Genomic DNA, 23,898 nt, shown 5'->3' with positions numbered 1-23,898 from the left:
TCTCTCTAGCAAGAAATATAGTTGAAAAAGAAATATTAAAAACATTCATTATGTTATTGACTAACAATTTAGGTTACCCTCGTGTGGGCGCGTTCCGCGAATTGAAAAAAGCCAATGAGGCCTATTGGGCTAAAAAATCTTCTGTTGAGGAATTATTGGACACAGCAAAAAAAATTCGTGAAGGCAATTGGAAAACACAAAAAGATGCTGGAATAGATTTGATCCCTTCCAATGATTTCTCTTTTTACGATCAAGTATTGGATTTAACCCTTACTGTTGGTGCAATTCCTGCTCGTTACCATTCTTTATTGAATAAAGTAGACAACAATTACAGCTTAGATCTATATTTTGCCATGGCGCGTGGTTTCCAACAAGAAGGAATCGACGTGACGGCAATGGAAATGACCAAGTGGTTGGATACGAACTACCACTATATGGTGCCAGAATTCACAAAAGATCAAGAATTCAAATTGACGTCCGAAAAATTCTTAAATGAATATAACGAAGCAAAATCATTGGGCATCGATACTAAACCAGTTCTATTAGGTCCTATCACTTACCTTTTGATCGGTAAAGAAAAAGAAGCTGGCTTCGACCGCATCGATTTATTGGATAAACTTGTTCCAGTATATGAGCAAATATTAGCTAAACTATCTGAGGCCGGTGCGCAATATGTTCAGATTGACGAGCCTTTCTTAGCATTGGATTTAGATGCTAAAGTAAAAGCTTTATATCAACCTACTTTCGAAAAATTAGCTGCAGCAGCAAAAAATATCAAATTAATCGCGACGACTTACTTCGAAGCTTTAAAAGATAACGAAGATATCGCAGTTAACCTACCTATCCATGCTTTACATTTGGATTTGGTACGCGGTGAAAACCAATTGGATACGGTACTAGCTAAAGTTCCTGCTTCATTAACATTATCTTTGGGTATTGTAGAAGGCCGTAACATCTGGAAAAATGATTACGAAAAATCATTGGTTAAAATCAAACAAGCTGTTGATGCATTAGGAAAAGACCGTGTATGGGTAGCTCCTTCTTCATCATTGTTGCACGTTCCTTTTGACTTAGACAATGAACACAATGAGCAATCGCTACCAGCTGAAGTAAAAAACTGGTTAGCATTTGCTAAACAAAAATTAGCTGAGGTAAAAGACTTAGCCGTATTAGCAGAAGGTGAAGTTGATGCTGAAACAGCAAAACGCTTCGAAGCGAACAAAGCTGCAGCTGAAAGCCGTCGTACTTCTCCACTGATCCACAAACCTGAGGTTAAAACACGTACAAGCAATATCACTGATGACGATGCGAAACGTACTTCAGCATTTGCTGACCGTAAAGCAGCGCAACAAGCGAAGTTCAACTTGCCGGCATTCCCTACCACAACTATTGGTTCATTCCCACAAACGAAAGATGTTCGTAAATGGAGAGCAGACCTGAAAAAAGGTGCTATCACGCAGGCAGAGTACGATAAAGCAATCGCAGAAGAAACTGAAAACACAATCCGTCTTCAAGAGCAATTGGATATCGACGTATTAGTACATGGCGAATTCGAACGTAACGACATGGTTGAATACTTCGGTGAACAATTGGCTGGTTACGCTTTCACACAAAACGGCTGGGTACAATCTTACGGTTCACGTTGTGTAAAACCTCCGATTATCTATGGTGATGTATACCGTCCTGAAGATATGACTGTCCGTTGGTCTTCATACGCTCAATCATTGACTAACCGTCCGGTTAAAGGTATGTTGACTGGTCCGGTTACTATCTTACAATGGTCTTTCGTACGTAATGATCAACCGCGTTCAACAACCACTTACCAAATTGCATTGGCGATCTTGGATGAAGTACAAGCGTTGGAAAAAGCAGGTATCAAAATCATACAAATCGATGAACCAGCAATCCGCGAAGGATTACCGCTTCGTAAAGCTGATCAAAAAGATTACTTGAACTGGGCAGTACGTGCTTTCCGTGTTTCTTCATCAAATGTAGAAGACGATACACAGATTCACACACACATGTGTTACTCTGAGTTCAATAATGTCATCGAAGACATCGCTGCAATGGATGCTGACGTCATCACGATTGAGACTTCACGCTCTCAAATGAAATTGTTGAATGCTTTCGCTGGTGATTTCAAATATCCAAACGATATTGGTCCAGGTGTTTATGACATTCACTCACCTCGTGTTCCAAGCAAAGATGAGATGGTAGATCTATTGCGTAAAGCAAAAGCAGTAGTTCCAGCAGCACAACTTTGGGTTAACCCTGACTGTGGTTTAAAAACTCGTGCTTGGCCAGAAACCAAAGCGGCTTTAGAGTCGATGGTTGAGGCTGCGAAAATCTTAAGAGCAGAATAATTCTTAAACTATATTGATAAAGCCCTAGATGAAATTTCATCTAGGGCTTTTTTATTGGACCTTGGTTCGAAACAAAAACCGTCATCCGGATAATGTGAGCCTATTTTCGGGTGTTCTTCTTTTCTTTCTTGTTTTCCTTTTCTCTCCCGTTGTTAATTTCCTGTTTCCCCTTAATCCGATCTTCAATCGACTTCAGGCTTGACGAAAAATCAAGATCAACATTTTCAAGTTTTGCCATCTTTAACGCCTTCAATGCCTTTTTGTATTTTCTCAATTTTTCAAATAGAAGTGCTTTCTTGATCCATATCCCTGTCAAGGGCATCGCCGGAAGTGTCAAAGCAAATTTAATCGTCTTTTTTGCAGCTTCATACTCCCCCATATCAATCAGCGTCTGAATGAAATAAGGATATACTTCCAATGCCTGCACATTATGCACCAAAGCTTCCTGGAAATATCTTTTTGCCTGCTCATAATCCAATAGCTGTTCGGCATGAACTCTTCCCATCAAACACAGCGCCATTGTATTGGACTCATCATAAGACAGGGCATAGGATAAGGATTCCATGGTCTCCTCCAAATACATAGGATAGTTATCCAGTGCCTGAAGGACATATTTATTTACTGAATTCATAAAATTTTCTAAAACATAACATTCATATCCAGCTTTCACAATACCCTCGAAAGCAGCTGGATTTTTAAAACTCCATCATAAGCTAAGCATATTGGAACAGTGGGCCACCATTTAGAGCGCCAATTTTTAGCCAATATCAACGTAGATTACTTAACGTATTAAGAAAGAAGATTAGGAAAGGGCCGTATTCCGAAGAATATTCCCGAGAATCTTCTCTGTGGACGAAGCGGGATTTTCTAATATTGCAAACATATTCTTCCGTTTTTATTAATTACTCTGTTAAATTGCAAAGATTCAAAATATTTATCAAATCCCCAAAAACTTTTGATTATTAATCCGTTATATCTTACAGCACGATATTGGCATATTATTGTCGCATCAATTTCGCTGAAATTCAACGACTATTTCCCCATCTTTGGACTATGGAAAGTCAATCAGCTAATCAATTAATCAAACTATCAAGAAAACGTAAGGGACTAACGCAGCAGGAACTCGCCGATCAGGCGGGTGTATCGCTAAGAACAGTGCAACGCATCGAAAAAGGCACTGAAGAAATCAGTGGATTTAGTCTCAAACAGATCAGTCAAATCTTGGAAATACCTTTAGAACAACTCATTATGCCAAATGTAAATCAAATCAGTATCGACAACAATCAAACAGGAAGTATTAAAGCGCTATATTTAGCATCGCTCACCTTTCTGGTCAATCCATTATTAGGATTACTGGTCCCAGCGATTATGGGCTATACGAAGCAAAACAAAGATGCCTTATACAGTAAGCACCTAAAAAAAATAATTGTAATACATGCTGTTGGACTATTTTTTCTCGGAAGTTTCATAGGCTATATCATTATTGCAGATTTTTTTAAGATTTCGCTACCGTCTTTTTTAAGCGATATCTTTAATAGCGCCTACTTTTTACTCATCCCAGTATGCTATTACCTATTGATTCTAACCTTCACTATTTTTAATTATATCGCAATAAGGAAGGCCAAGCTCAGTTCAGCAAACTAGACCAATACTAAGGAATCTGTTGCGATTAAAATCACAGTGGTTTCTTTTGAACGATCAATACCCAATCATTCTCCAGCAACAGATAGCCTGTTTCATAAATAAAGTTATAGGTCTGGCCCTTGTTATTGGAAAAAGTATGTGTATGGAACTTAAAATCAAATCCCAACCGCTTTAACTTTTCCCGTTGTATCTTGACCATCCCCTCCCCACTCAACGCATCCAATAAAATGCGGCGGTTTTTTCGTAAGATATTATTCACATTGCGCACCATATTGGTCTGGTCGCTATTTAATTTGTTGTTATAGGCGTTCCGGCAAGCATCATCACAAAATCGCTTGTCAGAACGGCCATATACACCCTTGCCACATTCAAGGCAGACTTTCTCGACAGAACTCATAACGGAAGATTAAACGACAACAAACGGTTACAATCGACTATAGTCGAATACAAATGGTAAATAGACGACTATATTCTTTTCCCCGCCCCACCTTTGCTTAAGATCATTTGGCATCGATAGCCAATGACCGTCAACTAAAATAAGAATTATTAAAAACATTTAAAAATTAGACACATGAGCACATTACGTAACAAAGTACAATTGGTTGGGCACTTAGGAAACGATCCATTAATCAAAACAACTTCCACCGGCACAAATTATTCCATATTACGTCTCGCCACCAATGATCTTTTCAAGAACAAAGCCGGCGAGTGGGTTGAAGAGGTCCAATGGCACACACTCGTGGTTTGGGGTAACCAAAACAACACCATTGAAAAGAAATGCAAACGTGGAACCAAACTCATGGTCGAGGGCAAACTTACCTATCGTAACTATGAGAATGCAGATGGGGTAAAACAATATGTTACAGAAATTAAAGTAGATAATTTCTTGGTATTATCAGATCCTAACAATAGTAAAGAAGAGATATCTATTCCTCCTGATGAGAACGAGGATGATTTACCCTTCTAGTATGACCGAACAGGTAGGGCATTTTTACTGCCCTACCTATTTTACTGTTCTCAGCTTACTTTGTCAAACTAGCCGTTAGCGCCTTTCCTAGATTTTCCGCATAAGCCTTCCACAATTTGGCATCTTCCGGTGTAAACTTAGAAACAGCTTCAGTTTCTTTGGTAGCCCATTCCTGTCGCTTGGACGCAAGCTCCTTCAGCTTAACAACATCGCCACTTTTAGCAACAGCGATAAATTCCTTAATATATTTTGTGTAATCTTCCGCCAATTTTTGTGTCTCAGCAGAACTAAATTTAGGTATTGGCACTTCTCCCCCTCTATTCTCCGACAGCGTTTTGGCCGTATCTTTTTTTATGTCAATTGCAGCAGTCGTATCTTTTACTTCGATTTTTTTAGTCGTGGAATTATTACAGGAAACAACAAAAAATCCAGCAATTAATGCTAATAAAGTTATTTTCTTCATCTATTTAAATTTAGTTTTTTAGCCATGGTAATTTAGCCGTTTTGGCATGTTTTACTGAAACTAAACTAATTTAATTACAATGCCCGACTTCACAAAATCTTTTTGTGGGCATTCACATCTGCAGACCTGATTTTGTAGCCTTCTTTTCTTGCAGGGAAGTCAGCATCAGATCAACTTCAAAGCCGCATTTAGCAGGGGTATAACAGGGGGTTAGCAGGGGGTTAACAGGGGTATAACAGGGGTAAATCCCTGCTAACCCCTTGTTACCCCCCTGTAAGTAGAGTACAATGACACCATTAACCTCGAATATGGTAACAATATATAAATACGCCCGATACCGGCAATACCAAATAAACAGCAGGAAAAAGTTCCATGCGATTAGATTCGCTCAAACTTGGCATACAATTTCCAGAAATAGGCTTTCTCTCCCAAAGTGAAATCAACCTTCTTCCAGACATTTAAGGCTAAACTAATCTCCTTTTCCTGCAAACTGTATTTTCCAATAAAGAACTCTTCCTCGGAAAAATACAAACCAAAGGCCTTATCCAAAGTATGTAAGCTCTGAACATCAACTTCTTCAAAAAACAAAATGGATTGCGGACTAGCCAAAAAATCGCTCGGTACCGGAATAGCGTCAGCATATTCGATTGCGATGAGACGGTTCCTACTTTGCAAAGGAAATTCAATTATTGGAAGCTCATCTAATTTCGAAAAATGACTACTCGCTTCAAAAATAGCATCCCGTTCCAGTAGCGGGATTTGTAACAATCTTTTACGTCCAATACTAGAAACATTTGGCTCAAAATAATCATTGAAATTAAGAATTTCATTGACAGATAGATTTTTTTCAATAAGATGCTGCACAGGAATGCCAAAATAATTTGCAATTTTAAGAACAATCTCAATTTTTGGTTCCGCACGCATTTCTTCGTAAGACGAAATATTACCTCTAGTAAGATTAAAAATATCCCCAAATGCCTGTTGACTCATTCCTTTTACTTTTCTTAGTTTCTTAATATTGTTCCCTACGTTACTCATTTTAAAAAAATTGAATTTTTATTGCAAAATATTTTTGCATTTTTATTACCTTTATGCAAAGAATATGTGCAATATATAAAAAACTTGATTATGTACTTCTCAAAAATTGAAAATTATATCGCCAACATCGGTTACACCATTACCCATAAGGATACAAAAGAAGGAGTCTTTGTCATCGAAAATGAAGACGACGGAATTCGTAACCTCATTGTAGGCATTGCCCAACCCATCCTGATTTTTGAGCAATACCTTTTTACAATCAGCAATGAAACCATGGATATGTTCAAATCACTATTGATAAAAAATAGAGATATTATCCACGGCGGATTTGCGTTAACGGAAGATGGTACCAAAGTTATATTTCGGTATACATTACAAATACATAATCTCGACCAGAACGAATTCGATGCAGCCATCAACTCGCTGAGTCTGTTGATGAGTGAATATTATAATCAGTTAATAAGTTTTTCAAAATTATAGAATAATGAATATTTTTAAGAGAATTTTCAGAATCGGTCAAGCAGAGATCCACGCAGTCGTGGACAAAATGGAAGACCCCATCAAAATGACGGAACAGGGTATCCGTGAGATGAAAGAGGACCTGGAACAATCGTTGGAAGCCTATGCTAAAGTGAAGGCCTTAGCCATACGTACCCAAAACAATTGTGGAAAGAAAAAAGAAGAAGCCAATGAATTTGAGAACAAAGCTATTCTATTACTCCAAAAGGCACAAAAGGGAGAGCTAACGGCAGAAAAGGCCGAAGGTCTGGCAAAGGAAGCGCTGTTGCTGAAAAAACAGTTATTAATCGAAGCTAGTGAATTGGAGAAACAAGCCGTGATTCATCAAAGTTCAGCCGATGAGCTACACAAAAATGTAGACATTCTCAAATTCAATATATCGAAATGGGAAGGTGAACTCTCCACATTAAAGGCACGTGTAAAGGTCTCTAACGCAGCTAAAATGGTCAATCGGCAGCTCGCGAATATCGATTCAAATAGTACGATTTCCATGTTAGAACGTATGAAAGAGAAAGTCGAGGAAGACGAGGCCCTAGCGAAGGCCTATGGCGAGATTGCACTAGGCAACAAAAGTAAAGTTGATGAGATTAACGAGACCATCGGCGGGTCTGAAGCTGTCAACAACGAATTAGAAGAACTAAAAAGAAAATTAAATAGTGATGAAAAGATTTGAGTATAAAACGCTAAAAATTGAACCTAAGGGTTTCTGGGGAACAAAGTTGGATCCCGAAAAAATTGATGAAATCTTAAATGATCTTGGAAATCAAGGCTGGGAATTGGTAACCATGCAGGACCTTGAGGTCAATGGCAGTTCCTGGTCGTTCCATTACACATTCAAAAGGGAGAAAATTTAAACAATAACACGATGACAGAACTAATCAATATCTTATTTAATCCATTATCCAATGGAATTATGACAGTCTTAACGGGCATGTCTGTAGTGTATTGGTTATTTATGTTTCTGATGGGTGATGGAGTACATCTCTTTGATGCCGATGCAGATATAGACCTCCATCCCACACCTGATGTCACGGACGTTGATGGATCACATGATATCGCAACTGAGGGGGCCGACCATGCTCACCATCATTATACGGATACGGACGCTAATACAGAACCTGGTTTCTTTGCAAAAGCAATGGATTACATCAATGTTGGCAAAGTACCCATCATGCTTATTGTAACACTATTCAAATTTATAGGCTGGATAATTACCATTGTTTCTTCGCTCTTTATCGACGTTGCTTCATGGGGAATAAAGTCTGTATTAATCCTAATCCCCGTTTTCATTGTTACTTTTATATTAATGCATTTTCTGACCAAACCCTTAGCTAAAATGTTTAAAACTATAGGTTACAATGGCGAAGAAAGTCACGATTTTCTTGGTCGCATGGGTAAAATGAGAGCCAGTATTGAAGGCAAGAAAATAGGTTCTGCCGAATTTATCATCCAACAGGACCCGATTCGCCTCAATGTTGTCAGCCACAATGGGGAGAAAATAGGCTACGGAGACGATGTCATTATTGTTGACGAATCCAAGGACAAGAAATATTATTATGTGACCAAAGAAATCACGATAGACAATATTTAATAAAAAAAGAAGAAAAGACTCGACACCTAAACAACTGTCCGAAAAGAACGGGTCTTTATTCCTTTAAATCCTAATCGTAAACCCAACTATTAAAATCTAAATAAATACAAATCATATGCTATATCAACCTCTTTTATTTTTAAGTGGCTTAAACGGAATTATACTTTTAATTGTCGGATTGGCTGTCTTTTTAATTTTTGCATTCTTTGTTGTATTGAGTGCATTCTATAAGAAAATTCCACAAGGGAAAGCAATTGTCCGTACTGGTGTTGGTGGTACAAAGGTAGCATTCAACAAAGGAATGTATGTTGTACCTGTATTTCACAAGATGGAGATCATGGACATCTCAATCAAAAAAATTGAAATCGCCCGAATGCAGGGTGAAGGTTTGATCTGCAAGGATAATATTCGTGCAGATATCAAAGTTGCTTTCTTCGTTCGCGTTAATAAAAGTGTGGATGATGTGATCAATGTTGCCCAAAATTTAGGTTGTGATCGTGCAAGTGAGCCGGAAACATTAAAAAGCATTTTTGAATCTAAATTCTCCGAGGCCCTAAAAACAGTCGGTAAGAAATTTGATTTCATCGAATTGTATGAAGCCCGTCGGGAATTTCGCGACGAAATTTTGGATATCATCGGAACTGACCTGAACGGTTATATTCTAGATGACTGTGCAATCGACTATCTTGAGCAGACCGATATTGAGCATCTCAACCCAAACAATATCTTAGACAGTGAGGGCATTAAAAAAATAACGGAGCTAACGGCAAAACAAAATATCAATGCCAATTTTATCCGTCGTGATGAGGAGAAATTAATCAAAAAACAAAACGTGGAAGCACGGGAAGCTATTCTAGAACTAGACCGTCAGCTTGCCGAAAAAGAAGAAAAGCAAAAACGGGAAATTGATAACATCAAAGCACGTGAAGAAGCAGAAATAGCAAAGGTACGTGAAGAAGAGCGCTTAAAATATGAAAGTGTCCGTATTTCTACCGAAGAGCAACTGGCAGTACAGGAAGAAAATAAGCTGCGCCAGATCATCATTGCTGAGAAAAACAAGCAGCGCACAGATGCTGTTGAAGCAGAGCGCGTAGAGAAAGACCGTGCTTTGGAACAAACAGAACGTGAGCGCATTGTTACCTTGGCTCAGATCGACAAAGAACGCTCTATCGAGACGGAGAAGAAAAGTATCCAAGGGGTTATCAAGGAACGCGTACAATTGGAGAAAGGGGTTATTGAAGAGCAACAAGGCGTCCGAGACATCGAAGTATTCCGTGAAGTAGAACGAAAGAAACAAGCGGGTGTTATTGCGGCATCACAAGAAGCAGAAGAAAAATTAATATCCACTGTTAAGGCGGCCGAAGCTGCAAAAATCGCAGCAGAGCAGGAAGCGGAGAAAAAAGTTATCGATGCAGAGGCGGCTCGTAAAATTGCCGAAAAACGTGCTCAGGAATTATTGATCGATGCGGAAGCGAAAAAAGAAGCATCGCTGAAGGAAGCCGAAAGTCGTAAGATTATTGCTGAAGCACAAGCCAAAGAAGAAGCTGCGCTTGGCTTATCCGAAGCTGAAGTAATGGTTGCAAAAGCCGAAGCCGAAGAAAAACAAGGTACCGTTGAAGCTAATGTGATCGAGAAGAAAGCTGAAGCAATGCGTAAAGAGGGCTTAGCACAAGCAGAAGTTGTTCGTGAGAAAGCACTTGCTGAAGCAAAAGGTATCGAAGAGAAAGCTGAGGCGATGAAGAAATTGGATGGTGTGGGCAGAGATCACGAAGAGTTCAAATTGCAATTGCAAAAAGAACGTGATATTGAACTCGCACACATCAATATCCAAAAAGACATTGCTCAAGCACAAGCTGGCGTATTGTCGGAAGCACTTAAAACTGCAAAAATAGATATCGTTGGTGGCGAAACCATGTTCTTTGAGAATATCGTCCGTCAAGTTTCCAATTCCAAAGGTTTTGATCACTTGATTGACAACTCTAAACATGCCACAGCTATTAAGAATTCACTGATAGGTCCAGATGGACAAGGAGACCTTGCAGAGAAGGTGCGTGGATTAGCCGATAAATATGGAATTTCCACAAACGATATAAAGAACCTCACAGTTTCAGCAGCATTGATTAAACTTCAACAAGCGGCGACTGACGCTGAAAATGGCGAAGACAAAAGCTTTATCAATTCTTTGTTCGGATTGGCGAAAAACTTGGGCATATCAAACAAGAAACTATAAGAATATCCATCATCTTGAGCCTGCCAAAGAATTTAATCGCGACAGGCTCAAGATATTTTCTGAAAAATTTAGACAAGCAGTAAGATGCGTTTTATCCTATTTTCTGTTTTTATATTCTTAAACACACGAGTTGTAACAGCACAGACTGTTCAGGAAAGATTAGATTCATTGTTCCAATCGCTCAATACAGATGGAGAATTAAGTGGTGCGTTCTTGATCGTCGATAGTGGTCAAGTTGTGTTTGAAAAATATCTAGGTTTTCAGGATGCTTCCAAAACAAAAAGAATAACGAGCAATAGTCGATTTGAGTTAGCTTCAGTCAGTAAACAGTTTACGGCAATGGCCATTATGCAGCTGGAAGAGCAAGGTAAGATTTCTTACGACGACGATATCGTCAAATATTTCCCTCGTTTAAAGTTTAAAAATGTTCGCGTCAAAAATTTGTTGCGCCATACTTCTGGAATACCTGATTTTTTTAGTTTTCCAGAAAAATGGGTTGACACAAAGAAAATAAATAAAAATAGTGATATACTCAAAATACTAGAAGAACATGTAGATTCTGTTCTTTTCAAACCAGGTGAACAATGTTCGTATTCGAACACAAATTACCTGCTCTTGGCTTTGATTGTAGAGAAAGTATCTGGTCAACCGTTCGCTGTATATATGCAGAAATTTATATTCAAACCCGCTGAAATGCGAAATACATCGGTGTTCTCTGCACATTCACCACACGCAGATCTAAAAAACTATGCAAAGGGGATAACCTATAATATTCAAAATAAAAATTTTATAAATGTTGATGATTTTGAAACTTATAAATATGCCACCTATTTTGATGGTGTCAGTGGACCATATGGAATAAGTAGTACAGCTGAGGATCTACTAAAATGGGATCGAGCCCTTCAGAACTTCACACTACTAAAACGTGATAATTTTATAAAAGCTATTTCTAGCGATACCCTTAATAATGGGAAGCTGATTAGTCGGCATCATATGTATGAAGGTTTAGGTTGGGTATTTATGGATAGCACCAATAATGAGAACAAAATGCATTTTCACACGGGAGGTTACCCTGGTTATCAAACTATCCTTGTGCGAAACCCGGAAAATCAATGGTACTTTGTAGCTTTGATTAATAAATCAAACACCATAGGAGTCTTTCCTTTAACTATGGCAGTAGCAGCGATTCTGGAAAAAAATGAAGCTCTTCCTTTAGTCGAGCGAGAGAAACTTACAGGTGCACTCACGCTCGTTGAGTTCCAAATAAAACAGCTATTAGGAACATATGAATACACGAAACAACCCGAATTGAAATTTAAAATTACAGTTGACGACAAAGGCAGTCTATTTGCCCAGTTATCTGGACAGTCAGCCATTGAGGTCTATCCCAAAAATGAACTTGAGCTATTTTATACCGAGGTAAAAGCCGAATTAAAATTCCTGAAGGAAAATGATCAGATTTTATCAGTGACCTTATATCAAAATGGTCGAGAGTTAACATTCAATAAAGTGAAATAAGCGAAAGAACAAGCTGAAACTTATGCCAGAAGAAAACGTAACAAATCAGAACGACTCCCTTGATCAAGGTGCATACGAGATTATTCGGAAGCGACTTCTTACAAAAAAAGAAGAGCTTTCTATCAAACTCCAGCAACTAAATAATGCCCGCAAGGAAGTCTTTAATGCGACAAGTTTTATACTCAAGGCCAACCAACGGATCACTACAGAAAATAACTGTGTTGCTCGCGGTATTTTAGCCCTGGATAATCTATGTATATTCGGTTATAACGTCCATTTTGGGTTACGTACCGAAATTAAACTCGAAGATGTTTTCAGTGTATATACATTCGAAAACAATCAATTTATCCCACAATCGCTCGATCTGATCAATGATCCTAATTTCATTGGCGATTACCAAAATTTATATAAATACTATCGCGACTCGATCTTTTCCAAGTTTCGACGTACGGAAAACTATCTTTATATGATCTTTCAGACCAGCAAAAATCCTGCTGACCTGAAGGCATTCAAGTGGTTGATTAAAGACGGAACGCTCCAATATCAGGACGACCGCAGCATTCATGAGGTTAAATTGCCTAATCAGTTTGAGTTTGACTGGACGAAAACAACCTTAGAAGACCGTCGCCTCGGAAAACACCCGCACATTTCCATTAAGGACAAGATCTTTATAGAAGCGATCAATGGCGATATTACTTTTAAAATTGAAAACAATACCGATACGGGAAAAGGAATCTTCTCCGAAAAAGTTTCAAACGCAGACCAACAACTGGATGATGCGGATTACTACTATGCAGACCTTGGCAATTTGATTGCCGTTCGTATTAAACCGTATCAAGAAGATTTCCGTGCATTTGTCTTTAACCAGCGGACAAAGCAAGTAGTAAACCTTAAATCACTGAATGAATCGGCCATTCTACTACCCGATAATCAAGGAATCATTTTTTCTAACGGATACTACCTGCAGAATGGCACCCATAAAATCTTTGACGTCCAGTTTGACCAGGTTAGTTTTCTTAGGCGCATAGCATCACCAAACGGCGAAGACTTTCTCTATATCTTTTGTCAGGAGGAAACGAATACCTACATCTTACTGTCTTATAACATCATTCAGCAGCATGTCGAAACTCCGATCATCTGCAATGGCTTCACGCTTTTCAAAGACGGTAGTTTAATTTACTTCCGCACAGAGGCTGAAGCAACACGACATCATCAGGTTCAGATCTGGGAAACCCCTTACATGGCGGTACTCAAAGAAAATGAGCTAAAAAAAGAAGATCCGCTTTATAAGGTCGGTAATAAACAGATCGTACAAGCCATGGCCGAGGCACAAGAAGTCATACAGCTCATCAACAAAGAAGACAGTTATGAAGGTCTTTACGAGGATATACTCAAAAAATCGACTGTCCTACTTGACTCCTATTTTTGGATAAAGGATGAAGCCTTGTCAAATCTTGGGCAGCCACTCGCACAGATCAAGGAGGTCGCCAATACAGCAATTGATGAATTTGTTAAGGTCCAAGCCCAACGTAAATACGCCACAGAGCTCAATAGCAGTGCCGAGAAGAAAATGGAGGAGCTTACCTTTTCCATCAATAGTACAGTAGTCGAGAAGCTTGATCAACTTGTTCATCAACTGGCAGATTCACGTCGTTTACAGGGCGAAATCATTGACCTCAAAAATGTCAAATATATTGATGTAGTCCGCATCGATGCTTTACTCGATAAACTACAGTCAATCACCACCGAACTCGCCGAAAAGACAATTGCCTTCTTGCTTCGCGACGAGGCTTTACACCCCTATGAGCAGAAAGTGGAGCAACAGAAAAACAATGTTGCTGCAATTATCAAAGTCTATGACGCCAAGGCGATCGAGGAAGCCAATTCGGCTATATCGAGCGAGCTGGAGCTGTTGATCGATATTCTAAACAGTTTAAAAATCGACGACTCCACTCAAACCACCAAAATCATCGAAAAGATAGCTGTTATTTTCTCTTCATTGAATGAAGTCCGGTCGCAGCTTACACGCAAACTCAATTCATTAAAAAGTACGGAAGCCATTGCAGAATTTTCTGCCCAACTTACGTTACTGGAGCAGTCTGTCACCAACTACCTTGAACTCTCTACGACAACAGAAAAAGTAGACGAGTATTATACCAAGGTCATTGTTCAACTGGAAGAACTTGAAAGTAAGTTCTCAGAATTTGAGGACTTCGCCCTGAAGATAGCAGATAAGCGTGATGAAATCATCAAAGCATTTAATTCCCGCAGAGAGCAAATCGTTGAACAGATCAACAAACGAAGCTCTTCACTCGAACAAATTGGCCTTCGTGTATTAAAGAATATCGAAAACAAGTCAAAGACATTTGCAACGCGTGAGGAAATCCTAAGTTTCTTTGCTTCAGATTTGATGATTGACAAAATCAGACAACTTGTGCAAGAACTGAAAACGCTCAGTGATGTTTCAAAAGCTGAAAATCTTGAAAACCTACTCAAAAAATCTCAAGAGGATGCATTACGCGTTTTACGTGACAAGAATGATCTTTTTGTAGATGGAGAGAACATTATTGCTCTTGGTAAGCATAAATTTGCCGTCAATAATCAGTCACTCAGTTTAACGCTCTTGCGCAAAAATGACGAAATATACTTTCATCTTACCGGAACGAGCTTCTATCAAAAAGTCAAAGGTTCCGAAATTGAAAACTTTAGAGATATTTGGGATCAGGAACTGATTTCCGAAAACAAAGATGTATACCGAGCTGAATATCTCGCTTATAAAACATTCCTTGCTTCTAAAGGACAGCACGATTTTGATGCCAACCTGTTTATCAATCAGACTGTCGAGCAAAGTTATTCGGAAGGTTATGTCAAAGGAGTGCATAATTTTGATGCCCTGGTAATCTATGATACCATCAAACAACTAGACAGCAAGCTTGATCTTTTACGTTACGATCCTCATTTGCGTGCTATGGCGCAGTTGTTTTGGCATTCACTGGCCCAAGACCAACAGGAAAAACAGCAAGCGTTGATCCAGTCTACACACGCCGTATTAAAAGCATTTCCAAATTCCACACGCTACCAATCTGTCGTTGACGAACTCACAAAATTATTCAACAATTGGGACACTCATTTGGATCGCTCGACAATTAATGGAGAGGAGATCGCGAGCTATCTTTTCCAGACTTTCACAAGCTACAGCAAGTTTGTCGTCAGTGAGCAATCGGATGAACTGAAGAAGGCTTTCATCAGGTTATTGGAAAACAAAAAGAGTTTCAAACTCTTTGAAGCAGATATTCAGCATACACAATTTAGTCTCGTAGACCGTTTCTATTTGACTTTAAATTGGCTAAATTCTTTTATCGACGAGAACAGTGACTACCAGGCTTTCCACAAGTACATTGAGGAAACTGCAGTCACACTTCTTTATCCAAAAGATGAATACCAATTGATCATCGCCAAAGACAATGCCCTCATCCAGGGATTAAAGGGAAATCATCCGATCTTGAACAATGGAGAAGAACAGATTCAATACCATCAATTTCTGCGTAGGTTGAAGACATTTGCCGAATTGAATGCCCCTCGTTTTCAAGAATTCGCTTCTTTGAAGGAGCAGCTTGGAAAAACATATGCCAAGGAGCTGAAAATCGGAGAATTTGAACCAAAAGTCTTAACATCCTTTGTCCGAAATAAGTTGATCAACGAGGTTTACTTTCCATTGATCGGAAATAATCTGGCTAAACAACTTGGGGCAGCTGGCGACAATAAACGTACTGCCAGAATGGGCATGCTTCTCCTCATTTCTCCGCCAGGTTACGGAAAGACAACATTGATGGAATACCTCGCGAAAACCATGGGATTACATTTTGTGAAAATCAACGGACCTACAATTGGACATTCCATTACTTCGATTGATCCTGTGGAGGCCAAAACTTCCGGCGAACGCGAGGAACTTAAGAAGATTAATCTTGCTTTCGAAATGGCCGACAATGTGATGCTCTACCTCGATGATATCCAACATTTGAATCCGGAATTCCTACAGAAATTTATTTCATTGGCTGACGGGCAACGTAAGATCGATGGTATTTTTGAAGGCGAGAGTAAAACATATGATTTGCGTGGGAAAAGATTCTGCATCGTAATGGCTGGAAACCCCTATACAGAAAGCGGGTCCAAATTTCAGATTCCAGATATGCTTGCCAACCGTGCCGATGTCTACAATCTAGGGGATGTGATCGGTGATACCGAAGCACTATTCAATCTAAGCTTGATCGAAAATGCGGCAATTGAAAACAGCTACCTAGAGAAAATAGCAAGCAAATCCTTCAACGACTTCTATGCTTTAGTGAACTATGCGCAATCGGTGGTAGATCAACTTCCCGATTTAGAAGGCAATTACCTGAAGCAAGATATCGATGATTTTATAACGGTATTAAAACATGTTTTAAAGATCAGAAATGTTGTTATCAAGGTCAATCAAAATTATATTCAAAGTGCGGCCATGCAGGACAATTACCGAACAGAACCGCCGTTCAAAATGCAAGGATCCTACCGGAATATGAGCAAGCTCGTTGCGCAAGTTGTGCCCATGATGAACGATGAGGAGATTGATCAGGTTCTCCTCGCACATTATGAAAGCGAGTCACAAACCCTTACTGCCGATACAGAAAGTAATCTTCTAAAATTGAAAGAACTCGCCGGATTGATAAACAATGTGGAACAAGAGCGCTGGGAACACATCAAACAAATCTTCCGCAAAAACAATAAACATGGTGGTTTGGCCAAAGATGATAAGGTGTTTGCACAAATGCAGGACTTTAACGAAAATCTAGAGGGTATCATACAGGCCATTCGTGCTTATAAGAATTAGCATTTTTCATGATTTTTCCAGCTGACGACAAAAGATGAGTCAGCTGGAAAAAACTATCCTAAATAGACGCACAACCGTGCTTTTCTAGAAATAGCGATTGCGGACTACTTATTTACCGCGCCCGAAGAGACTGTAAATATGCCAAAGTCGTCGATTAGCATACGTTCCTTAACGACTCCATTGTAGGCCATCAGCCGGTCTAGTTCTTTCTGCGAACGACGGCGCATCACCCAGTCTTTTTTCTGATGACTGTTTAACACGTAAGCAATCATCTTTAACTGTGGATGCCATGGCTGTCCAGTATAAACCAAATGACTACTTTCTTCACAAATCGAAGTTGCACCTTTTACAGCCTTACTTGCCATTTCATTGTCACCAAAAAGTTCAAAGATACCTGAGATAATAACAATGTTAGGCTCAAATTCCAGTTTGGAATAGGTAGCTGGATCAAAACAATCGTAGTTGGTAAATCGTATTCCCTGCAATCCGTTTCTACGGATAATCTTCTCTCCTACTGCAATATTTGACAACAGGAATTCATTAATCACGATTTCGGCTTCGGGATATTTTTCTTTAATATCAAATAAGTAATTTCCGGTCCCACCCGCAATGTCCAATATCTTAACGGTTTTTCCAGCAGCTTTAACTTTCGTTATATGCTCTTCCAGCAACTGTAACAAGTGTTGTTTTCGAATGCGAATTCCTTTCCAGCCGATCGCCTCCAGATAACCACGATCGAGGATGCGCCCAAAGCGATTTTTACCCTGCGATTCATTGCGATAGACGTAGTCCAGCGATATCCCAGAATCAAATCCAAACTGCAGGCCTAAATTCATTCCTTTACTTAAGGAACCTATTTTACCCAATGCCCATTTCTGGACCGCATAATTCAATTTTTCACCCGCAGGAAGTAACTTATGGTATAATTGTTCATACTCTTTCACCGAAAACTCATCGGGTTCCAGCGTCAGCTCAGGACGTTGTCGGGCATAGGCCTTGTCGATAAAGTTTCGCAGATACTGATACACCTTTTGCCGGTTTGTTTCAAATAGAATCCCATGGTAGAAATTACGTAATGTAATAAAGGTCTTCAACTTTGAGGCGATTGTCACAAAGAATTTTTTCTGTACCGAATTTTTGACCACATAATCTTTTTCAGCAGAAAGGACAATCACAGGAATATCAATCGCCGCAGCGTCTTCAACGATACGCTCGCCAGCTTTTAATAGATCAACCAACAAAGCGCCATTGATAGATTTGGAAATCAAAGGATCGGCATCGTAAGCCTTCTGCTGATCGATATCGTGAGTCAACACCTTAGATTTGACATAACTCTGGATAATCAGATCTTTTTTTAGCTTTGTTCCCAAAGCAATCATCTGATTTGCCAAGGGCACATATAATTTAATTTCAAATGCAGGTGCCAACAATGCAATACCTGCGACTTTAGGAGCAAAATCATGTACCCAGGCACTGACAACAACTCCTGCAATACTATTGGCGATAACGAAAATGTCTTTCGGATCAACTAAATATTCACGGCCTATATAATGAACGAAACTATCTAAATCCCGTACATAATCCATAAAGATTGGTGAAACTGGTTCTTTCGTATAACCATGTCCGCGCAAATCAAATGCAAAGATTGAATGATCGGCAAACTGTGGATCCGTAGCCATCTCCTGCAGACGTTCCGAATGCTCATGCCCACGGTGCAGTACGATCAATGCCCGCTGTCCGGCCTGATAATTCCAAACGCGATATAATAACTCCCCTTGATCAAAACTCTTGAAGTAACCTGATTTCATGTATAATTTTATTGACTAATATCAAATAGCATATTTAACAACAAAGATCATGCAAATGACTGTCTAGCTATTTCTCTCGACTAGCACCTCCATCAACTGAAGTGTATGTTTATGCAACACAAGATGCTTATTATAAGATTTAACCAAATCTATAGCATCCATTAAATCTAAATATAATATTTTTTGTGACAATAGAACAGCAAAAATCATACTCCTGTTGTAGCCCATTGTACAATGTATAATCATATTTTCACCTCGCTTCAATTGCTGATAACGGATGACGAGCGCAGCCAATATCCTTTCGGCATCAGCCAGCGTAATTGCCGCTATATCCAACAATGGAAATGAATGATAGTTTTCCTGTACATGTAGGATCGCTATTTCTTCCAATTCTGCAGCCAGGTCAAAAACAACCAGATGCTTTTTCAGACCAAGCACACGGAGATCTTCTGCTGTCGTCCTCGGGCCTACATAACAACGTGGTAAAATCTCAAGCAATGATGATTTATTACGACGTCTTACAAATCGCCACAACAACCAATAAATCCATTGGTATGGGCTATAAAACAATTTCTTAAAGCCGGGTATCCAACCTTCTTCATTTTTCAGAAACTTTGGATTATTGATAACATAATTTCTTCCTACCGCAATACAGACTAAGGATGGCCAACACAAAAGATATAATCCAAATGCATGAGTCCCGCCCCACAATGCCAGTAACAGTAAACACCAGCCGATGGCGTAGTAAACGTTGCCAATTTCTTGGTTTCTACGACAAACCTCAGCCCCCAAGTCTAATTTCGCCTTTTCGGCTAATTTCATCTTTTCGGTACCGGCCAAAAAGGGCAAATCCACCGCCTTTAGCCTCGATAAAGCGCTGTCATGAAGGAATCCCGATGGAGATGGGAATAGGACAAATCCGACATGAGCCAGAATCATCGCGGTCAACACATCCACCAGATGGTGCTGATAAACAGTGAGTGTAGCAATTCCCATGAATAGCAACCAAATCCCCACTATCCAGCGTGTCCAGCCTTTTAGCTGCCTACCGAGCACAGACCAAAACAGACATGCATACGCCACATGCAGCGAAGGGGCTTGATTAAATGGAGAGTCATGCTTACTCAAAAAGGTGAAGAAGAATTTAAAAACAGGATGCTCAACGTTAGGCCTATCAAAGGAAAATCGCAAGGGAAAAATCAAAAAACAACAAATAGAGACGATGGTAATGAAACTGAAACGCTTCGTATAGACACAAAGCTCTTCTCGACTTCGACAACAGAAAGGAACCAAAGCGAAGAACAAACCGCTACTCATGTAGGGGATAATCATCCAAGAAACGAACGGCATAAAGTGTTCAAAAGGAAACACAAACGAAGATACAGTAGCCTGATTTGCAGCATGGACCGCAGCAGCAGAATAAGTCAACTGAAAAAATAGCGCACAATAAAGGAAAACAGCAAATTGCAGCCCCCTATTTTTCAGTCGTTTTTCATCCATTTGGCCTTCCTTGACATAATTTTATTCAACACAATATTTGGAAGTAGTCCCAGAGATGCCATCAACCACTTCATACGCTTCGGAAAAACGACTTGCTTCTTCTTCTGTTCGATAGCTGTCATTATACGCTGTGCTGCATCGTTTACAGGGATTAAGAATGGCTTTTTAGACAAATCTTGCTTATTGAGCGCTCTCAATTTTTCCGTATCAACATAGCCCGGAGCAATAACAGTAACCCCGATTCCATACGGATAGAGTGCCCTACGATACGCATCAGCCACTTGGATTGCAGCACGCTTTGTCTTACTATATAGGCTTGAATTGGGAAAATGGAGCGTTCCCGAAACTGATGCAACGATTGCAATTTGTCCTCCCGACTGACCTTGCATAGCAGTTCTAGCCGCTTCAAAACAATTCAAAGTGCCCATCATATTGACCTGGAGCATAGCCACCGCTTCCTGATAGCTTATTTGTTGAGCAACGTCATCCGCGTAACTCCCTGTACAATTGATAAAGAGGTCTAAAGGCATATGCGCACAAAATGAACTGACCGCATTTTGCAGGCTGCTCAATTGACATACATCGACTTCAAAACTTCTGATGCTATGTCCCCAAGGATAGGCTGACATTTTCGTCAGATCACGTCCACATACCGCTACCTCGGCTCCTCGCTCAAGATAACGCTTGGCCAAAGCAAGGCCTATTCCACTTGTACCACCGGCAATAAATACTTTCATTTCAATGAATTTAATGTCACCTCATAGCCATAGTTCCATTGCGCTTCCATCGCTTCAGCAAATTCTTGTTGATCAATCGGGAAAGATAGCGTAACTTCAAATCTAGACCAATCAATTCCTTTTTTACAGTATTTCCCAGCTAATTGTTCCGCGGCATCCCATGTATCAATCCAATGTGCACACGGAAACTGCTGTTCCAAATCTGTTAATCGTTTATTTCCGCTAAAGCCTAATACCGCCCGAACCAACGCTTCTTCTTGTGGTTTATAAGGTTGTTTACGCTCACATATAATGTTTTGAGCAAGCACCTTTGCTAGCTCCATTGGAACAAGATCAATTGCTCCACCAGCGTAATAGGTTTTATTGGAGCATACAGGTTCAATATAAAACATATCGGACATCGAAATACGGGCCGCCTGTAGCATAGAAAATTCAGCGCTCAAATGAACTGCCTTAGCCACTGCACTATGCTCGTAATTATCATCCAAAATTCTTATTGCCTCAACAGGCACGTTTGCTAATACATCCTGAGTTCCCATCAATATCTTTTGATAGAGTTTCCGGTCCCCACGCCGCTGCCCAACTTCAGACGGACTGAATAGCATTTTAGCGCCGACCACAAGTGCTGGAATTGCTGCTGAGAATGGTCTATCCAATGTCGGCAATAGTAAGGAAAGATCCTGTTCCATATGAACGAGAAAGCGATTAAAAACGTCCTCAATAAAGGGTGCCCGTTTTCTGTTAAACTGTTTTTTCAAAACATACACGCCCAGCCTCCCCAAACGACGCTGTTCTGTAAGCCGATGATGCAGGAAAAACTGATAAAACTCGTCTGATTGCAGATAGTACTTGCGCGCTTCATGTGTATCAAAGGCCTGTATAACAGCCACTGCCATTGAACCACCACAGCTTGCGATGAGCAGATCTGGTTTTAAACCCAGCTCATCTAACGCAGCATACATACCAAGATATAGACTGAACCGGGTTCCTCCCCCCGAAAATAAAACAGCACGTTGATAAGCCATCAGATTGAAATTTTAGTTAGCCTTCTCACTACCACATTCATCAAATTCTATTAATTCCCCAACAACAGGATAATCAAAGCATAAAACAGTGGCGCATTGAAGATCAGACTATCGATACGATCCAATAAACCACCATGCCCAGGAATTAATGTCCCAGTATCTTTTACTCCTGTCTTTCTTTTCAGATAGGAAAAAAGGACATCTCCCCAGAATCCCAAAATACCGAAAAACAAACCGAACAACGAAAAGTATAGAAAATTCTGAAATGGCAGTAAAAAATAGCCCAATAAATTACTCAATATAATTGTTATGCTGATACCGCCCACACATCCCGCAATTGTCTTATTTGGACTAATACGCGGAACGATTTTACGTTTGCCAAAAAACTTGCCCATCAGGTATTGAAAGACGTCATTCAGTTCCGTTAGCACAACAATATATCCGATTAATTTTAATCCTAGGAACGCGTTGCCATCCATTTTAATGGATCGGATAAAAGCTAAATGGCTAAATGATAGCAAACAAGCTACCGCGCCCAAAAACAGCCCAAATACAGCTCCCTTCTTAACCTTTAAACCATATTTGAAAAACAAAGCAGTCCCCAAACACAAGACGCTAGCCAACAATAGATATGCTTGATAGGAACAAAAGTATAGGAGCAATGCTTGCAACAATGCCATGCAAAGAAACACCAGTGGTTGCATCTTACCTTCAGGGATAAACATACAAGCAAACTCGCGCATCCCTTGAAAGGTTATCCAGGCCACAAACAAGGGTGATAATGTTGCAGGAACGAAGGCAACCGCCAGTACCAAGACAATATATCCCCAGCTTCTAACACGAACAGGAACATCTGCGAATTTGCCGTTGGCATCAGCCATGTGCCAAAGCCTTTCTCAATCGAGTTACCGAACTCAAAAGTAAGAGTAAGCACAAAACACCAAAAATATAACTTGAAACAGTAACTATGGAAATATGCAATAATGCTAAAATTCCATATACCCCCAACAGCAAAGCACGATCACTTTTACCCATCGGCCCATCGTAACGACGATCATTGGCAATCACCTTCCCGATCAATCCACAAAATTCATTCACAACACTTAATACGATAAAAGCGACGATCAGATATACGCTTTCCGGATGAAACTTCAGCAAAGGAAAAAATAGCACGACATCCGAAACAATATCTCCGACTTCGTTCAAAACTTCGCCCGTCTTGCTAGTCTGATTAAAAAGTCGTGCCATCATGCCATCTAAGGCATTCAAGGCCATTCGTAATAACAATCCGATTGGCAGGGCCAAAAAGAAAATCGGGAAACGATCAGCATACCAAAACAGTGAAGCAATGATCAAAGACAATACAATAGATCCGATCGTGATCTGGTTTGCCGTTACCTTTTTTCTATGTAAAAAGTTCAAGATCGGCATCAGCAACTGCTGAAATTTTGGTTTTAATTTATAAACAGAAATCATCTCGCGCTAGCTGTAATTTATTTTTTCATTTTTTTTAAAAAAAATTTTGCATAGTGTAATATATACACTATATTTGTGTCATCATAATTTAGGTTTATAATTGGTTATTTAAGGTTTTCATTCTCCCCGTTTGAAAACCTTTTTTTTGCCCT

Annotated in this window: 20 protein-coding genes; 10 read left to right on the top strand and 10 right to left on the bottom strand. The window is 39.7% G+C overall.

What is annotated here, in order from left to right; genetic code table 11:
- Nucleotides 1–50 precede the first annotated feature (50 nt).
- Nucleotides 51–2,363: a 5-methyltetrahydropteroyltriglutamate--homocysteine S-methyltransferase gene (gene metE, locus ACLCDV_RS02290; RefSeq protein ID WP_411972835.1), complete on the top strand. Its 2,313-nt coding sequence runs from the start codon at nucleotides 51–53 to the stop codon at nucleotides 2,361–2,363.
- A 100-nt stretch (nucleotides 2,364–2,463) separates the two neighbouring features.
- Here metE and ACLCDV_RS02285 read toward each other — a convergent pair whose 3' ends face one another.
- Nucleotides 2,464–2,994, bottom strand: coding sequence for a hypothetical protein (locus ACLCDV_RS02285; RefSeq protein ID WP_333626844.1), 531 nt, complete (start codon nucleotides 2,992–2,994; stop codon nucleotides 2,464–2,466).
- Between the two features lie 422 nt (nucleotides 2,995–3,416).
- On the opposite strand from ACLCDV_RS02285, the gene ACLCDV_RS02280 reads away from it, so the two are divergent.
- Entirely contained in the window at nucleotides 3,417–4,007 is a 591-nt protein-coding gene (locus ACLCDV_RS02280) for a helix-turn-helix transcriptional regulator (RefSeq protein WP_317668589.1), read from the top strand.
- 31 nt (nucleotides 4,008–4,038) lie between these two features.
- Here ACLCDV_RS02280 and ACLCDV_RS02275 read toward each other — a convergent pair whose 3' ends face one another.
- A complete protein-coding gene (locus ACLCDV_RS02275) occupies nucleotides 4,039–4,404 on the bottom strand; it encodes a hypothetical protein (RefSeq protein WP_317668590.1) in 366 nt (121 codons plus the stop codon).
- Between the two features lie 174 nt (nucleotides 4,405–4,578).
- Here ACLCDV_RS02275 and ACLCDV_RS02270 point away from each other — a divergent pair, with 174 nt between their 5' ends.
- Nucleotides 4,579–4,974: a single-stranded DNA-binding protein gene (locus ACLCDV_RS02270; protein WP_317668591.1), complete on the top strand. Its 396-nt coding sequence runs from the start codon at nucleotides 4,579–4,581 to the stop codon at nucleotides 4,972–4,974.
- A gap of 55 nt (nucleotides 4,975–5,029) precedes the next feature.
- Here the strand turns inward: ACLCDV_RS02270 and ACLCDV_RS02265 are convergent, their stop codons facing one another.
- Together ACLCDV_RS02265 and ACLCDV_RS02260 are read right to left on the bottom strand one after the other, a co-directional pair.
- Complete coding sequence (locus ACLCDV_RS02265; protein WP_411972834.1) at nucleotides 5,030–5,437, bottom strand: hypothetical protein; 408 nt, start codon at nucleotides 5,435–5,437, stop codon at nucleotides 5,030–5,032.
- A 378-nt stretch (nucleotides 5,438–5,815) separates the two neighbouring features.
- Complete coding sequence (locus ACLCDV_RS02260; RefSeq protein WP_333626846.1) at nucleotides 5,816–6,475, bottom strand: helix-turn-helix transcriptional regulator; 660 nt, start codon at nucleotides 6,473–6,475, stop codon at nucleotides 5,816–5,818.
- Nucleotides 6,476–6,565: 90 nt separating this feature from the next.
- On the opposite strand from ACLCDV_RS02260, the gene ACLCDV_RS02255 reads away from it, so the two are divergent.
- The 7 genes from ACLCDV_RS02255 (at nucleotide 6,566) to ACLCDV_RS02225 (ending at nucleotide 17,200) form a co-directional block, all read left to right on the top strand.
- Nucleotides 6,566–6,955: a YbjN domain-containing protein gene (locus ACLCDV_RS02255; RefSeq protein ID WP_411972833.1), complete on the top strand. Its 390-nt coding sequence runs from the start codon at nucleotides 6,566–6,568 to the stop codon at nucleotides 6,953–6,955.
- Between the two features lie 4 nt (nucleotides 6,956–6,959).
- Nucleotides 6,960–7,667: a PspA/IM30 family protein gene (locus tag ACLCDV_RS02250; protein ID WP_411972832.1), complete on the top strand. Its 708-nt coding sequence runs from the start codon at nucleotides 6,960–6,962 to the stop codon at nucleotides 7,665–7,667.
- Nucleotides 7,654–7,848, top strand: a complete 195-nt coding sequence (locus ACLCDV_RS02245; RefSeq protein WP_088160062.1) for a DUF4177 domain-containing protein — start codon at nucleotides 7,654–7,656, stop codon at nucleotides 7,846–7,848. Before ACLCDV_RS02250 ends, ACLCDV_RS02245 begins: the two co-directional genes overlap by 14 nt.
- Nucleotides 7,849–7,859: 11 nt before the next feature.
- Nucleotides 7,860–8,585, top strand: coding sequence for a hypothetical protein (locus ACLCDV_RS02240; protein ID WP_411972831.1), 726 nt, complete (start codon nucleotides 7,860–7,862; stop codon nucleotides 8,583–8,585).
- 115 nt (nucleotides 8,586–8,700) lie between these two features.
- The gene (locus ACLCDV_RS02235) at nucleotides 8,701–10,815 is read left to right on the top strand and encodes a flotillin family protein (protein ID WP_317668596.1); all 2,115 of its coding nucleotides are present in this window, start codon (nucleotides 8,701–8,703) and stop codon (nucleotides 10,813–10,815) included.
- An 84-nt stretch (nucleotides 10,816–10,899) separates the two neighbouring features.
- Complete coding sequence (locus ACLCDV_RS02230) at nucleotides 10,900–12,333, top strand: serine hydrolase domain-containing protein (protein ID WP_411972830.1); 1,434 nt, start codon at nucleotides 10,900–10,902, stop codon at nucleotides 12,331–12,333.
- A 22-nt stretch (nucleotides 12,334–12,355) separates the two neighbouring features.
- Nucleotides 12,356–17,200 carry a DNA repair ATPase gene (locus tag ACLCDV_RS02225; protein WP_411972829.1) on the top strand — a complete coding sequence of 1,615 codons (4,845 nt, stop codon included), beginning with the start codon at nucleotides 12,356–12,358 and terminating at the stop codon, nucleotides 17,198–17,200.
- Between the two features lie 104 nt (nucleotides 17,201–17,304).
- Here the strand turns inward: ACLCDV_RS02225 and ACLCDV_RS02220 are convergent, their stop codons facing one another.
- The 6 genes from ACLCDV_RS02220 to ACLCDV_RS02195 form a co-directional block, all read right to left on the bottom strand.
- Nucleotides 17,305–19,008, bottom strand: a complete 1,704-nt coding sequence (locus ACLCDV_RS02220; protein WP_411972828.1) for a bifunctional alpha/beta hydrolase/class I SAM-dependent methyltransferase — start codon at nucleotides 19,006–19,008, stop codon at nucleotides 17,305–17,307.
- 63 nt (nucleotides 19,009–19,071) lie between these two features.
- Entirely contained in the window at nucleotides 19,072–20,508 is a 1,437-nt protein-coding gene (locus ACLCDV_RS02215) for a hypothetical protein (RefSeq protein ID WP_411972827.1), read from the bottom strand.
- Nucleotides 20,490–21,245 carry an SDR family NAD(P)-dependent oxidoreductase gene (locus tag ACLCDV_RS02210; RefSeq protein WP_411972826.1) on the bottom strand — a complete coding sequence of 252 codons (756 nt, stop codon included), beginning with the start codon at nucleotides 21,243–21,245 and terminating at the stop codon, nucleotides 20,490–20,492. The genes ACLCDV_RS02215 and ACLCDV_RS02210 overlap by 19 nt, the downstream gene beginning before the upstream one ends.
- Entirely contained in the window at nucleotides 21,242–22,270 is a 1,029-nt protein-coding gene (locus ACLCDV_RS02205; protein WP_411972825.1) for a patatin-like phospholipase family protein, read from the bottom strand. The genes ACLCDV_RS02210 and ACLCDV_RS02205 overlap by 4 nt, the downstream gene beginning before the upstream one ends.
- Nucleotides 22,271–22,320: 50 nt before the next feature.
- The gene (locus ACLCDV_RS02200; RefSeq protein ID WP_411972824.1) at nucleotides 22,321–23,151 is read right to left on the bottom strand and encodes a phosphatidate cytidylyltransferase; all 831 of its coding nucleotides are present in this window, start codon (nucleotides 23,149–23,151) and stop codon (nucleotides 22,321–22,323) included.
- Entirely contained in the window at nucleotides 23,144–23,746 is a 603-nt protein-coding gene (locus ACLCDV_RS02195; protein WP_317668604.1) for a CDP-alcohol phosphatidyltransferase family protein, read from the bottom strand. The genes ACLCDV_RS02200 and ACLCDV_RS02195 overlap by 8 nt, the downstream gene beginning before the upstream one ends.
- Nucleotides 23,747–23,898 lie beyond the last annotated feature (152 nt).

The sequence above is a fragment of the Sphingobacterium sp. Lzh-3 genome, from assembly GCF_046764375.1.
Lineage (GTDB): Bacteria > Bacteroidota > Bacteroidia > Sphingobacteriales > Sphingobacteriaceae > Sphingobacterium.
The sequence above is the reverse complement of the archived record's forward strand: the minus strand, read 5'-3'. Positions and strand labels throughout refer to the sequence as shown.